The organism is Cupriavidus sp. PET2-C1 (assembly GCF_054515855.1).
In genome coordinates this window covers 2,594,925-2,607,816 of the sequence record NZ_CM137260.1, presented here as the reverse complement: position 1 = coordinate 2,607,816, position 12,892 = coordinate 2,594,925, and the positions used below count along the sequence as shown (strand labels likewise).

Below are 12,892 nucleotides of genomic sequence, written 5' to 3'. Positions count from 1 at the left end.
CTTCAGAAGCGATCAGCGGCCGATACCGATGATGGTGTCGAACAGCGTGGTGGCAGTCTGGATGACCTTGGCGTTGGCCTGGTAGAGCTGCTGGAAACGCAGCATGGAGACCGTTTCCTCATCCATGTTCACGCCCGAGACGGCTTGCTGTGCCGTCTGCACCTGGGTAGTGACGCTGTCCTGCGACGTCGACGCGATCTGCACCGACTTGGCGCGGCTGCCGACGTCGTTGACCAGCTGCGCGAAGGCGTCGTTATAGCTCGACACGCCGCCGATGGTCTTGGTAGTTTGCAGCTTGGCCAGCGTGAGCGCGTTGCCGTTGTCGGATACGCCGCTCAGGTTGGGCGCCAGCGTGAAGGTGTCGCCAGTCTTGGGCGTGCCGTCGAAGCTGACCGTGACACCGTTGAACGAGTATTGCGTGGCAGTGCCGCTGGGGGTCGGGCCGCTGGTGGGCACGACCGGTGCACCAGTCGCATCGGTGAAGACGTAATTGGCGCCGTTGTACTTGGCCGTGATCGTGGTAGCGGGCAGGCTGAAGCCTTGCGCGACATTGCTGACCTTGACCGTGCCGGTACCGGTGTTGGTGGTGCCTGCACTGACGCGCAGCGGGCCCGCGGCGGCAATCTTGGCGGGATCGGTAATGGCCATGTCCATGCCTGCGGCCACATTGCGGGTCGGCTGGATCTGGTAGGAATCATTGGCCGACATCGCTGTCGGGATCTTGACGTCCACGCCGTCCGCCGACAGCGTCAGCGGATAGGTGGCGGTAGCACCCGCCTGCGTAGCCACGACCTTGTTGTCGGACATGCGCGTGAGCGAGTAGTTGGTGCCGTCGTAGGTCAGCGTGTAGTCGCTGGTGGTCAGTTGCGACGTGTTGCTGATGCTGGCCGATACCAGCGAGGTGCCGGTGTTCGAGCTCTTGGGCAGCGTGACGGGCGTGCCGAGCTTGAACAGGTTGCCGCCGATCTGGCCGGTCAGGTCCACGCCGAGCTTATGCTGGTCGTTGAAGGTCTGGGCCAGCGTCACCGACAGCCGCCCGATGGCGTTCTGCGCGGGATCCAGCGACTCGGTGCGGAACTTGAGCAAGCCGCCGACGGAGCCCCCGGTGAGGGTGCTTTCGTCCATCTCGGTCACGTTGCCATTGGCCTGCGTGTAGGCGATCGTGGTACGCGACGGATCGGCTGACGATTGCACCGCCTTCAGGTCATAGGAGTTCGAGCCCATCACCAGCGGCTGGCCGTTGCCGACGAACACGTTGTATGTATTGTCCTGCGGCACCACCTTGACACCGACCAGCTGGGTCAGCTGCGAGACCAGCTGGTCGCGCTGGTCGAGCAGGTCATTGGGCGGCTGGCCGCCGCCGGCAGCGGTAGCCCGCGTGATCTGGTCGTTGAGCTTGGCAAGCTGCTGGGAGTAGGCGTTGATCTGCGTTACCGAGCTCTGCACCTGGGTATTGACGCCGTCACGCAATTGCTGAAAGTAGGAATTGGCGGCGCGCATCTGGCCGGTGAGCGATTGCCCGGCATTGATCAAGTTCTGGCGCGCGGCGGGATCCGCCGGCGTGTCCGACACCCCTTGCACGGCGGCGAAGAACTTCTGCATCAGCGGCGCGATGCCGCCCTTCTGGTCGGCCAGCAGGTTGTCGATCTGGCCGATCTGGGCGGAGTACGTCGAGAGCTGGGCGCTGGCGGACTGGGCGTTGCGCAGCTGGCCCGTCAGGAATTCATCATAGACGCGAACCACCGTGGTCGTGTTGGAGCCCTGCCCGTAAAAGCCGCTGCTGGTGTACTGGCCACCCGCGGACGCAATGATGGTGTTCTGCCGCGTATAGCCTGCCGTGGTGGCATTGCTGATATTGTGGCCAACCGTCGTCAACGCGTTCTGCGCCGTGTTCAGGCCGGAAAGTCCGATATTGAAGAGAGACATGCTCTAACCCCGCATCTGGTGGCTGCCGTGTGCCCGACCGGGCGATCCGTGCACCGTGGCCGCTGCTCGCGGAGCCTTCGATGCCGGTTCGCCGCTGCCGGACATGGACGGCGGTGAATGATGTAAGTAACGGCAGAAGTACAAGGAGACTTTAGTGCGCGGCGCCGACAATTTGCGTCCGGCCGGCGTGCGCCCGGCCAGGGCGCGGCATGCGCTCAGACAGGCACTTTCCGCATGATCCGGACCAGCTTTTCGCCGTAGGCAGGATCCGTGGCGTAGCCGGCCCGCTGCAGGCCCCGCGCCGCGTCGTCCGGCGTGGCCGCCGCCAGTACCTCGGCGTAGCGCGGGTTGTTGCTCAGCAAGCGGCCATAGTCGGCAAAGGCTTCGTCGTACGAACCGTAGGCGCGAAAGCGCGCGCGCACCTTCTGCGGCTGGCCGTCGACATATTCGGTGGTGGTAATTTCCGCGACCTGGCCCTTCCAGTTGGCGCCCGCCTTGATGCCGAAGACATTGAAGGTGGTGCTGCCGTCGGGGTAGGCAATCTCGCGCCGGCCCCAGCCGGATTCGAGCGCCGCCTGGCCCAGGATCAGCTTGGCCGGCACGCCGGTGGCGCGCGCCGCGGATTGCGCCGGCCCCGCCATGCGGGAAACGAAGGCGCTGATGTGGGCCGGTGTGTCTTCCGGCAACACGGCATTGCCGCCCTGCCAGGCTCCGGTGTCCTGCGACTGGTACTGGCGCAGGCCCGCGGTGGGGTTCCAGCTGGTGCCGGCCACCACGCTGCCCGCACGCGGCGCGTCCGCGTCGCCGTTGCGCATGTCCAGCGTGCGCGCAAGTCCGGGGGCCGCGTCGCCCATGCCCGCCTGCACGGCGGCCTGCTTGGCGGCCGCGCCGGCAAGCTCGGGCGGCAGGCCCGCGCCGCTGGCGCGCGCGAGCTGGCGCACCATCACGTCGGCCAGGCCGATGCCGCGCGTGGACATCTGCTGGGACAGCTGCTGGTCCATCATCGACATGTACAGCTTGGTCTGCTCGTTGTCGAACAGGCCATCCTGCGGCGTGGCGTCGCGCATGCTCTTGAGCACCATCTGCGTGAACACCGCCTCGAACTGGCGCGCGGCGGTGCGCAGCGTCTCCGGGGTGGCTCCGGTACGGGCGCTTTGCTTGAGGCCTTCAAAGCCTTGCGTATCCAGGGCGAAGCGTTGCGAGAGTTCGGCCTGTGCGGCCACGCGGCTAGCTGACATGATCAGATGATCTCGAGGTCCGCGCGCAGCGCACCCGCGGCACGCATGGCTTCAAGGATGGTCTGCAGGTCGGCCGGCGTCGCGCCCAGCGCGTTCAGGCCCTTGACCACCGCGGCCAGCGAGGCGCCGGCCTTGACCATTTGCAGCGCGCCGCCCTCTTGCTTCATGTTGATCTGGGAAACCGGCGCCACCACCGTCTGGCCGCCACTGAACGGCGCCGGCTGGCTGATCACCGGCTGGGTGTTGATCACCACCGACAAATTGCCGTGCGCCACCGCGCAGTCGTCCACCGTCACGGCCTGGTTCATCACGATCGAGCCGGTACGCGCATTGAGGATGACCTTGGCGGCGGCCTTGGCGCGCGTGACCTCGATGTTCTCGATGCGGGCCATGAAGCCCACCCGCGCGCTCGGGGCCGCGGGCGTGCGCACCTGCACCACCCTGCCGTCCAGCGCGCTGGCTACGCCGCCGCCCATCGCGCGATTGATCGCCTCGACAACGCGCTCGGCCGTGCCGTAATCGGTTTCGCGCAGCTCCAGGTTCAGGATGCCGCCTTCGGGCTGGAACGCCGGCACGGCGCGCTCCACGATGCCGCCATTGGCAATGCGGCCCACCGCCAGCTGATTGACCTGCACCTTGCTGCCGTTGGCCGACGCGCCCGCGCCGCCCACCAGCATATTGCCCTGCGCGATCGCGTAGACCTGGCCGTCGGCGCCCTTGAGGGGCGTCATCAGCAAGGTGCCGCCACGCAGGCTCTTGGCATTGCCCATCGACGAGACCACCACGTCGAGCTGGCTGCCGGGCCGTGCGAACGGCGGCAGCGTGGCGGTGACCATCACCGCCGCCACGTTCTTGAGCTGCATGTTCTTGCCGGCCGGCAGGGTGATGCCGAGCTGCGAGAGCATGTTGGTCAGGCTCTGCGTGGTGAACGGCGTCTGCATGGTCTGGTCGCCGGTGTTATCCAGCCCCACCACGAGGCCATAGCCCACCAGCGGGTTGTCGCGCACGCCCTGGAAGTTAGCCAGGTTCTTCAGCCGTTCCGCGTGCGACGCGCCTGCTAGCAGGCCCAGCGTCAGCGCCAGGAAGAGAGCGCGGACGATGCGGCTGCGCGAGGCGGGGAACGAAGACAGGGACATGACGCGGTCAGTGATCAATACGGTGAAACATTGAGGAAGAAACGCTGCAGCCAGCCCATGTTCTGCGTTTCGTCGATATAGCCCTTGGCGGTGTACTCGATGCGCGCATCGGCCACCTGCGTGGACGGCACTGCGTTGTCGCCGGTGATCGTGCGCGGGTTGACCACCCCGGAGAAGCGGATGTATTCCGCGCCCTGGTTGATGGCCATCTGCTTTTCGCCGGAGACGATGAGGTTGCCGTTGGCCAGCACTTCCAGCACGGTCACGGTGATGGTGCCATTGAACGTGTTGGTGGCGCTGGCACCGCCGCTGGCCTTGAGCGCGTTGGCGCCGCTCATGGTTGCGTTCTGGGCGCTGCTGAACAGCCCGCCAAGCGCCCTGGGCACGGCATCGAAGGCCAGCGCGCTGTTGGACGTGCGGCTGGCATTGGTGCCGGAGTTCTTGCTGGCGTTGACGTTCTCGCTGATCACGATGGTGAGGATGTCGCCCACGTTGCGCGGCCGGCGATCCTCGAACAACGGATTGCCCGCGTACGACGACTGGTAGATCGATCCGCTTGCCGGCGCCAGCGCGCGCGGCTCTGCCCGCGCGGAGGTGGGCAGCTGGACCAGCGGCTCGCGCGGCATCATCGCGCAACCTGTCGCGAGGCAGCAAAGGGCAAGCGCGCCCAGGCGAGTCAGCGAGGCAATCATGATCATCCCAGCTGGGTGAGGCGCTGCAGCATCTGGTCGGAGGTCTGCACAGCCTTGCTGTTGATTTCGTAGGCGCGCTGGGTCTGGATCATGCTCACCAGCTCCTCGACCACGTTCACGTTGGACGCTTCGACGTAGTTCTGCTGGAGCGTGCCGGAGCCGTTCAGGCCGGGCACCGTGGTATTCGGCGCGCCCGACGCATCGGTCTGCACATACAGGTTTTCGCCGAGGCTCTCGAGGCCGGCCGGGTTCGCGAAGGTAGCCAGTTGCAGCTGGCCGACCTGCACGTTGGCGCTCGAACCGGGCTGGGTCACCGAGACCACGCCGTCGCGTGCAACCGTCAGCGCCGTGTAGTTGGCCGGCAGGGTGATGGCGGGCTGGATCACGAAACCGCTGGACGTCACCAGCTGGCCGTTCTGGTCGGTCTGGAACGAGCCATCGCGCGTGTAGGCGGTGGTGCCGTCAGGCATCGTGACCTGGAAGAAGCCCTGGCCGATCACGGCCACGTCCTTGCTGTTGCCGGTCTGCTGCGGATTGCCCTGGGTATGGATCCGCTCGGTAGCCACGGGGCGCACGCCGGTGCCCAGCTGCAGGCCGGACGGCAGCGTGGTCTGGTCCGAAGACAATGCGCCGGGCTGGCGCACGGTCTGGTACATCAGTTCCTCGAACACGGCACGCCCACGCTTGAAGCCGTTGGTGGAAACGTTGGCCAGGTTGTTCGAGATCACGTCCATCTGCGTCTGCTGCGCATCGAGGCCGGTCTTGGCAATCCAGAGAGAGCGGATCATGTTTGTCCTCACAAGGCTGCCGCGAGCCGCGGCAGCACATCAATTCAAAGTTCAGTTATTCGAGAGCAGTTGATTAGCGCGCTGATCGTTGGTGTCAGCGCCCTGGATCATCTTCATCTGCATTTCGAAGCGGCGGGCGTTGGCGATCATGTCGACCATCGCCTCGACCGGGTTGACGTTGCTGCCTTCGATCGCGCCGGAAATCACGCGGATATTGGCGTCAACCTGCAGCGGCTGCGCGCCGGGGCGCAGCCGGAACAGGCCATCGTCGCCTCGGGCGATCGAATCGGGCGGTGGATTCACCAGCCGCAGCTTGCCCACCTGGGCCAGGCCCGCGGAGGTCTCGCCAGGGCCGCGCGCGGTGATCGTGCCATCGCTGCCGATGGTGACCTGCGCGCCAGGCGGCACCGCGATCGGGCCGCCATCGCCCATCACCTGCAGGCCGGTGCTGGTAACCAGCTGCCCGTCCGCCGACACCTGCAGCGAACCGGCGCGGGTGTAGGCTTCCGTGCCGTCCGGTGCCTGCACCGTCAGCCAGCCGTTGCCCTGCAGCGCCACGTCCAGCGGGCGCTCCGTGTAGGTCAGCGGGCCGGCCTTGAAGTCGGCGCCAGGCGTGGACGCCAGCGTGAATGCGCGCGTTGGCGAGGCTTGCCCCACCACCGGCACCGCGCGGAACATGTTGACCTGCGCGCGGAAGCCCGGCGTGGAAGTATTGGCCAGGTTGTTGGACACCGCGGCCTGCTGGTCGAGCGTCTGCTTGGCCCCCGACAGGGCGGTATAGATCATGCGGTCCATGGCGTCCCTTTAGTTCCTGTCCGTGCGGCTCGTCTTGCCAACGCTGCGCATTACAGGTTGACCAGCGTCTGCATGACGGTGTCCTGCGCCTTGATGGTCTGCGCATTGGCCTGGTAGTTGCGCTGCGCGACGATCAGGCTGACCAGCTGGCCGGACAGGTCCACGTTGGATGCCTCCACCGCATTGGACTTGAGCGTGCCAAGGCTTCCGCCGGCCGCGCCGACCACGGCCTGGCCCGATGCGCCGGTCGCGGACCACACATTGTTGCCCTCCGGCTTCAGGCCCTGCACGTTGCCAAAGCCGGCCATCACGACCTGGCCCAGCGCCTGCGTCTGCTGGTTCGAATAGCTGCCAAGGATGGTGCCATCCGGCTGGATCGCGAAGCCGAGCAAGCTGCCCGCGGTATAGCCGTTCTGCACGGGCGGCTTGGTGTCGTTGGCGCCGGCGAACTGCGTCGTGCCGGTCAGGTCCATCGCGATGGCCAGGGGTGCCGCGCCGTTGGCAGCAGCGATGTTGATGGCGGTGGTAGCGCCGGCGGCCGGCGACTGCAGCGTGCCCTTCGAGTCGAATTTGAGCGTGACCGGCGCGCCAACCACATTGCCCGCCGCATCGGTCAGGTTCATCGTCCAGTCGGTGCCGCCGCCGCCCGCTGCCGGGAACGTGCCCGCGCCGGGCGTGCCCGTGGAGAAGTACGCGGTGAGCTGCTTGGCGTTGCCCAGCGAGTCATAGACAGTGACGCCGGAGCTGTAGTTGTACATGCTCGACGTCGGCAGCGCGGCCGGCGTGCTGGCGAACGGCGTGGTCGGTACCGTGCTGCCGGAGTTCAGGTTGAAGGAGATGCCGAGGGTAGTGGTCGCCTTGGCGGCCATGGTGGTGTTCGGCACCACCAGCGGCTGCGGCTGCACAGCGCCGCCGCCGGTCGTGCCAGCCGGGTAGCCGGTCAGTTTCAGGCCTTGCGCGTTGGTGATGCTGCCGTCCTGCTGGCGCTGGAACTGGCCATTGCGCGAGTAGAAGACCGAGCCCGAGGAATCGGTCAGCCGGAAGAAGCCATTGCCATTGGTAATGGCTACATCGAGCGCACTGCCGCTCGACTCGATATTGCCCTGGTTGAACGACTGCACCACCGAATTCACGGTCGTGCCCAAGCCGATCTTGGTGCCGGCATACACGTCGGCGAACTGCGCGGTCGATTGCTTGTAGCCGACCGTGTTGGCGTTGGCGATATTGTTGCCGATGACGTCCAGATTCGATGCGGCGGCATTGATGCCGCTTACCCCTTGACCGAAACCCATGATTTTCTCCTAGTTACCTGACATCCTGCCGGCGCGTCTCGCGCGTGGCCACGTGATTAAAGAATGCGGCGAACGCCGTCGACCGGCGCGGTGCGGCCGCCGCCGATGTCGACCAGCACGCCCGTGGAGTCGCCACTGATGCTGTTGACCTTGCCGTAGACCAGCGCGACCGGCGCGACATTCTTGCCGTTGGCGGTGGCAGTGACCTTGAAGCTGTAGTCGCCGTCGGCAACCGCCACGCCTGCGTCGTTCTTGCCGTCCCAGGCGATGTCGTGCACGCCGGCGGTCTGGCCCTTCATGTCGATGGTGCGCACCACGTTGCCGTCCTTGTCGAGCACGCTGACCGTGACCGCATCGGCGGTCGCCGGCAGGTCCACGCCGATCTGGCCCGGCACGCCGCTGGCCACCGTGGTGGCATTGCCCGGCACCATCACGGTGTGGCCGATCAGCGCAGCCGAATCCATCGCGCGGCTCGCGCTGACTTGCGACAGCAGCGAGTTCAGCGTGGTGTTCAAGGTCTGCATGCCGCTCACCTGGCTGATCTGCGCGAGCTGCGAGGTCAGCTGCGAGTTGTCCATCGGGTTAAGCGGATCCTGGTTGTTCATCTGCGTGACCAGCATCGTCAGGAAGCTGTTCTGCAGGTCGGCGGCGGAGGCGCTGCCGCTTTGCAGGGTATTGGCGATCCCGGCAGCGCTGGTGCTGCCGCTGGTGGAAGAGGTCGTGGTCATTGCGTATCCCGGTTTTACTGACCGATGGTCAGCGTCTTGAGCATCATGTTCTTGGCGGTGTTGAGGACTTCCACGTTGGCCTGGTAGGAACGCGAGGCCGAGATCATGTTGACCATCTCCTCCACCGGGTTGACGTTTGGCATCGTGACGTAGCCGTCGGCATTGGCCAGCGGATGCGTGGGGTTGTGCACCATGCGCGGGGGCGACGGATCTTCCATCACGCCCTCCACCTGCACGCCGCCCACGTCGTTCTGGCCCGGGGTGGCGGCAAGGCCGAACACCACTTGCTTGGCGCGGTAAGGCTGGCCGTTGGGGCCGACCGCACTGTCGGCATTGGCCAGGTTGGACGCGGTCACGTTCATGCGCTGCGACTGCGCGGCCATGGCCGAGCCGGCGACTTCGAAGATGTTCATTGCTGGCATGGCGTGCTCACTGCTGGATGGCCGACAGCATGGTCTTGATCTTGGCGCTCATCACGGTCAGCCCGGACTCGAAGTGCACCGCATTGTCGGCAAAGGCGACGCGCTCGGTGTCCATCTCGACGGTATTGCCATCGATGCTCGACTGCATCGGGATGCGGTAGTCGAGTTGCATCTTGTCGGCGAACGCAGACGTCACGCCCGGCAAGTGGCGCACCGAGGTGGTGGACAGCGACACGCCTTCGGCTTGCTTTCCGCGCTCGACGCTTTGCGCCAGCGTGCTGGAGAAATCGAAGTCGCGCGCCTTGTAGCCGGGTGTGTCGGCGTGGGCGATATTGGAGGCAATCACCGATTGCCGCTGGGTCCGCAAGCTCAGCGCTTCTTGTTGGAAGCGCAACGCCGCATCGAGTCTGTCAATCATGTCTGTGTCTCGCTGGAGGGGGAGAGCAACGAAGGTCGACCTTCTTCAGGTGTGCCATCTTAGGGGCGGCCCCGTCATGCCAATCGCACGAATAGGGCAAAGAAAACCGCGCATTTCGACTCGAGCAAGAACGCGGGGCTGCCTACAATAGGACCCGTTGACACGCACGCGGCACCCGCTTTCGCGGTGCGGCCCGCGTCGTTTCCTTGCCTGGATGTACACATGAACCCTCGTTTCCGCGCCACCGCGGCGCGCGCCCTGCTCTGCGTGCTGGCCGCTGGCGGCACGCTGGCCGGCAGCGCCGGCGCGGCGCCGCCCTCGCCGTATCCCGAAGACCCGGTGCGCGCCGCGGTCGAACAATTCCTTGAGCGCCAGACTGCCGGCCTGCCCGGCAAGGCCACCATCCAGGTGGTGCCGCCCTCGGGCGGGCGCGCGCCGGATTGCCCGTTGCCCGAGCCGTTCCTGCCACCGGGCGCGTCTCCCTGGGGCCGGGTCTCGGTCGGCGTGCGCTGCGCCGGCGAACGTCCCTGGACCCGCTACGTGCAAGCGCGCGTGTCGGTGGTGGCCGACTACTATGTGGCCGGGCGCAACCTGATGCCCGGCGAGGCCATCGATGCGGCCGACATGGAAGTCCGCCAGGGCGACCTGGCATCGCTGCCGCGCGCGGTGGTGACGGATCCCGCCCAGGTGAGCGGCGCGGTGGCGGCCAACCGCATCGCGGCGGGTTCCCCGATGCGGATGGATCTGCTGAAGAAAGCCATTGCCGTACGCCAGGGCCAGAACGTGACTGTGCTGGTGGAAGGCGATTCGTTCCAGCTCAGCAGCGAAGGCAAGGTCATGGCCGAGGCCGCGGTGGGCAACAACGTCCAGGTGCGCCTCAAGAGCGGTCAGGTGGTCAATGCGCTGGTGCGCAACGGTGACACGGTGGTGCTGCAGCAATAGGGAGTCGGGACGGCGACGCCTGGAGTTGCGCATGCGTCTCATGGGTCGGCTCATGAGACAATACCGCGCGCTCCGGGGCCGGAAAAACGGCGCCGCGGCGCCGCAATTCGACCTAAAGTTTCGCCCGAAGCATCCGATAAGCCAAAGGTACCCAGCAAGGAATCATCGTGAAGATCAATCAGACCACCTCGTCGAGGCCGAGCGACGCCATCGACGGCGCCGTGCGCAGCGTGGCCGGCGCCCCCGGATCGACGGCTGCCCCGGAGACGTCCAGCGTACGCGTCAGCAGCCCCCTGTCGGCCCAGGTGCGCGAGATCGGCGCGCGCATGGTAGAAGACCATGACGACGATATCGACACCGCCAAGGTCGAAGAGATCCGCCAGGCCATCTCCGAAGGCCGCATCAAGATCGACCCAAGCAAGATCGCCGACGGCCTGCTCGCGTCCCTGCGCGAACTCAGCGGCGGCGCCTGACACCGCGGCTTGCTACGGGCCGCATCGCCAACCCCACCCCAAGATAGGCAAGCCATGAGCCAGTCCCTGATCCAGAACCTGCGCCGCGAAACCGAGCTCGCGCAGGAGTTCGCCACCGTGCTGGGCGAAGAAAGAAGCCTGATCAAGGCCGGCGATTACCAGGCCCTTGCCGGGGTGCTGGAACGCAAGGTCGAACTGGCCGGATTGCTGGGCGCGCTGACGCGCACGCGCGAGGCGCAGATGGGCGCCATGGGAATTCGCACCGGCGCGGGCGGCCAGCTGTTCGGGCGCCAGATCGATCCATCGGTGGAAGCCGCATGGCGGACGCTGGTGTTTGCGGCACGCGCTGCAAGCGACGCCAATGCGCTGAATGCCGCGGTTGTGGATGCGCACCTCGAGTTCACCGAGGAAGCGATTCTGGCGTTGCGGCAACGGGGTGACAACACGACGCTGTATGGGCGCGACGGGCGCGCGCAGACCGGGCCGCAAGGGGTCAGTCTGGCGACTGGTTGAATGGGGTAGCGGTTGAGCTGGGTAGTTTGTGGCATCTCGTTCTTGCGAGTGCCCGCCCTCTCCCCCGGCCCCTCTCCCACAAGTGGGAGAGGGGAGCAAACCAGCTGGGGGGAATTGGCCAACGCCTCGGTTTAGCCGTGTGACCCGCCCCCCAGGCGGGGAACACCCAAGCGCGATGCGAAGCGAGCCGTAAAGGTTTGAATCTCCCGTTATGCGGCGCCGCATCCGGGTCGCCTTCTTTGCCTACTTTCTTGGCGAGACAAGAAAGTAGGTCGCCGCCCCGCAGGGGTGGTGAAACTGCAGTTGAAGTTGCAGTTAAGCAGTTGCGGTTAAGCAGTTGCGGTTGCGGCTAAGCACCCCCCCTCACCGAAACCCAACCGTAACCTCATTAGCCTGCCCAATCAAAACCGGCGTCAACGCCCCCTTCCCCGGCACCTGAAAGGCAAACACAAAGCCCTTGGCAGCGTCATCCCCGCTAAACGCCTCGGTCAGCCCCTCAGCCCCCGAAAGCAATACACACCGTTGCGCATTGCATAGGTAAGCCTGCAGTGCATTCGGCGGCGTACGCGAGAAGCTATAGCGCCACCGCACTGTCGTGATTGCGCCCTGCGCCTGCGGCAGATAGCCGGTCGGTGAAATCGGGACGGAAACGGTACGCAGGCCTTTGCTGTATAGCGCAGGCCCGTTCACCGAAGCCGACCAGCTATGCAACGCCTGCCCGCCAGGCGCTGCCAGTGCCGGGCAGCACGCCACGGCGAGCGTCAACGCGGCGAAGCGCTTGGGCCAGTGGCTCACAGCAACCCGCGCAACTGCGAACGCAGCCGTGTGATCGCCTGGCTACGGATCTGGCACACGCGCGACTCGGTGACTTCCAGCACCGCGCCGATTTCCCGCAGGTTCAGCTCCTGGTCATAGCACAGCGACAGCACCAGCTTCTCCCGCTCGGGCAGGCGCTCGATGGCGCGGATCAGCGCTTCGCGCATGCCGCTCTCCATCAGCACCGTGAGCGGGTTGCCGTCATCGCTCACGCTCAGGTGCCGGTCCAGGAAGTCCTCTTCGCCGGAGCGCTCGAAGTCTTCATAGTGCAGCAGCTGGCAGCCATAGACCTCGTTGAGCAGCGTCTGGTATTCGTCCAGCGGCAGCTCCAGTTCCTGGGCCACTTCGGAATCGAGCGGCGCACGGCCCAGCGTTTGCTCCAGGCCGCGCACGGTGCGCTCGATCCGCCGCGTGAACTGGCGCAGGCTGCGCGACTGCCAGTCGTTGGCGCGCACCTCGTCGAGCATGGCGCCGCGAATGCGCTGGCTGGCGTAGGTCTCGAAACGCGCACCGTGGGTGTCTTCATAGCGCTTGGCGGCGTCGAGCAGGCCGATCATGCCGGCCTGGATCAAGTCATCGAGCTGCACGCTGGCAGGCAGCTTGGCCGCCAGTTGCAAGGCGATGCGACGCACCAGCGACGCATGCGCCGTCACGGTATCAGTCTGTTCGAGCTTTCCCTGAATCGTATACATGGTGGAATTCTCGTGAGTCCT

At 66.0% G+C, this 12,892-nt stretch carries 15 protein-coding genes; 3 read left to right on the top strand and 12 right to left on the bottom strand.

The window, feature by feature from the left end:
• Positions 1–12: 12 nt before the first annotated feature.
• From flgK to flgB, 10 genes are all read right to left on the bottom strand, one after another.
• Positions 13–1,926, bottom strand: coding sequence for a flagellar hook-associated protein FlgK (gene flgK / locus ACX12D_RS31670; RefSeq protein ID WP_459374938.1), 1,914 nt, complete (start codon positions 1,924–1,926; stop codon positions 13–15).
• A gap of 215 nt (positions 1,927–2,141) precedes the next feature.
• Positions 2,142–3,164: a flagellar assembly peptidoglycan hydrolase FlgJ gene (gene flgJ, locus ACX12D_RS31665; protein WP_459374936.1), complete on the bottom strand. Its 1,023-nt coding sequence runs from the start codon at positions 3,162–3,164 to the stop codon at positions 2,142–2,144.
• 2 nt (positions 3,165–3,166) lie between these two features.
• Entirely contained in the window at positions 3,167–4,300 is a 1,134-nt protein-coding gene (locus tag ACX12D_RS31660; RefSeq protein ID WP_416051540.1) for a flagellar basal body P-ring protein FlgI, read from the bottom strand.
• Positions 4,301–4,314: 14 nt separating this feature from the next.
• On the bottom strand, positions 4,315–4,992 hold the full coding sequence (gene flgH / locus ACX12D_RS31655) for a flagellar basal body L-ring protein FlgH (RefSeq protein ID WP_459374935.1): 678 nt from the start codon (positions 4,990–4,992) through the stop codon (positions 4,315–4,317).
• A 2-nt stretch (positions 4,993–4,994) separates the two neighbouring features.
• The gene (gene flgG / locus ACX12D_RS31650; RefSeq protein WP_043356996.1) at positions 4,995–5,780 is read right to left on the bottom strand and encodes a flagellar basal-body rod protein FlgG; all 786 of its coding nucleotides are present in this window, start codon (positions 5,778–5,780) and stop codon (positions 4,995–4,997) included.
• 51 nt (positions 5,781–5,831) lie between these two features.
• Positions 5,832–6,575, bottom strand: a complete 744-nt coding sequence (gene flgF, locus ACX12D_RS31645; RefSeq protein ID WP_416051539.1) for a flagellar basal-body rod protein FlgF — start codon at positions 6,573–6,575, stop codon at positions 5,832–5,834.
• 50 nt (positions 6,576–6,625) lie between these two features.
• Entirely contained in the window at positions 6,626–7,867 is a 1,242-nt protein-coding gene (gene flgE, locus ACX12D_RS31640) for a flagellar hook protein FlgE (protein WP_441635663.1), read from the bottom strand.
• A 56-nt stretch (positions 7,868–7,923) separates the two neighbouring features.
• Positions 7,924–8,595 (bottom strand): flagellar hook assembly protein FlgD, encoded by a 672-nt coding sequence (locus ACX12D_RS31635; protein WP_459374934.1) that lies wholly within the window; start codon positions 8,593–8,595, stop codon positions 7,924–7,926.
• A gap of 14 nt (positions 8,596–8,609) precedes the next feature.
• Entirely contained in the window at positions 8,610–9,017 is a 408-nt protein-coding gene (gene flgC / locus ACX12D_RS31630; RefSeq protein ID WP_006162655.1) for a flagellar basal body rod protein FlgC, read from the bottom strand.
• A 7-nt stretch (positions 9,018–9,024) separates the two neighbouring features.
• Positions 9,025–9,435 (bottom strand): flagellar basal body rod protein FlgB, encoded by a 411-nt coding sequence (gene flgB, locus ACX12D_RS31625; protein ID WP_416051536.1) that lies wholly within the window; start codon positions 9,433–9,435, stop codon positions 9,025–9,027.
• A gap of 222 nt (positions 9,436–9,657) precedes the next feature.
• Here flgB and flgA point away from each other — a divergent pair, with 222 nt between their 5' ends.
• From flgA to ACX12D_RS31610, 3 genes are all read left to right on the top strand, one after another.
• Complete coding sequence (gene flgA / locus ACX12D_RS31620) at positions 9,658–10,377, top strand: flagellar basal body P-ring formation chaperone FlgA (protein WP_441635667.1); 720 nt, start codon at positions 9,658–9,660, stop codon at positions 10,375–10,377.
• Between the two features lie 167 nt (positions 10,378–10,544).
• Entirely contained in the window at positions 10,545–10,850 is a 306-nt protein-coding gene (gene flgM, locus ACX12D_RS31615; protein WP_183033945.1) for a flagellar biosynthesis anti-sigma factor FlgM, read from the top strand.
• A gap of 54 nt (positions 10,851–10,904) precedes the next feature.
• Positions 10,905–11,363 (top strand): flagella synthesis protein FlgN, encoded by a 459-nt coding sequence (locus ACX12D_RS31610; protein ID WP_459374933.1) that lies wholly within the window; start codon positions 10,905–10,907, stop codon positions 11,361–11,363.
• Between the two features lie 363 nt (positions 11,364–11,726).
• Here the strand turns inward: ACX12D_RS31610 and ACX12D_RS31605 are convergent, their stop codons facing one another.
• Positions 11,727–12,158: a flagellar protein FlhE gene (locus tag ACX12D_RS31605; RefSeq protein ID WP_459374932.1), complete on the bottom strand. Its 432-nt coding sequence runs from the start codon at positions 12,156–12,158 to the stop codon at positions 11,727–11,729.
• Positions 12,155–12,871, bottom strand: coding sequence for an RNA polymerase sigma factor FliA (locus tag ACX12D_RS31600; RefSeq protein ID WP_006162649.1), 717 nt, complete (start codon positions 12,869–12,871; stop codon positions 12,155–12,157). Before ACX12D_RS31600 ends, ACX12D_RS31605 begins: the two co-directional genes overlap by 4 nt.
• Positions 12,872–12,892 lie beyond the last annotated feature (21 nt).

Bases quoted from the DNA above. Each gene is read 5' to 3' on its own strand.
- flgK (WP_459374938.1), bottom strand. From the start codon at position 1,926: ATGTCTCTCTTCAATATCGGACTTTCCGGCCTGAACACGGCGCAGAAC.
- flgJ (WP_459374936.1), bottom strand. From the start codon at position 3,164: ATGTCAGCTAGCCGCGTGGCCGCACAGGCCGAACTCTCGCAACGCTTC.
- ACX12D_RS31660 (WP_416051540.1), bottom strand. From the start codon at position 4,300: ATGTCCCTGTCTTCGTTCCCCGCCTCGCGCAGCCGCATCGTCCGCGCT.
- flgH (WP_459374935.1), bottom strand. From the start codon at position 4,992: ATGATTGCCTCGCTGACTCGCCTGGGCGCGCTTGCCCTTTGCTGCCTC.
- flgG (WP_043356996.1), bottom strand. From the start codon at position 5,780: ATGATCCGCTCTCTCTGGATTGCCAAGACCGGCCTCGATGCGCAGCAG.
- flgF (WP_416051539.1), bottom strand. From the start codon at position 6,575: ATGGACCGCATGATCTATACCGCCCTGTCGGGGGCCAAGCAGACGCTC.
- flgE (WP_441635663.1), bottom strand. From the start codon at position 7,867: ATGGGTTTCGGTCAAGGGGTAAGCGGCATCAATGCCGCCGCATCGAAT.
- ACX12D_RS31635 (WP_459374934.1), bottom strand. From the start codon at position 8,595: ATGACCACGACCTCTTCCACCAGCGGCAGCACCAGCGCTGCCGGGATC.
- flgC (WP_006162655.1), bottom strand. From the start codon at position 9,017: ATGCCAGCAATGAACATCTTCGAAGTCGCCGGCTCGGCCATGGCCGCG.
- flgB (WP_416051536.1), bottom strand. From the start codon at position 9,435: ATGATTGACAGACTCGATGCGGCGTTGCGCTTCCAACAAGAAGCGCTG.
- flgA (WP_441635667.1), top strand. From the start codon at position 9,658: ATGAACCCTCGTTTCCGCGCCACCGCGGCGCGCGCCCTGCTCTGCGTG.
- ACX12D_RS31610 (WP_459374933.1), top strand. From the start codon at position 10,905: ATGAGCCAGTCCCTGATCCAGAACCTGCGCCGCGAAACCGAGCTCGCG.
- ACX12D_RS31600 (WP_006162649.1), bottom strand. From the start codon at position 12,871: ATGTATACGATTCAGGGAAAGCTCGAACAGACTGATACCGTGACGGCG.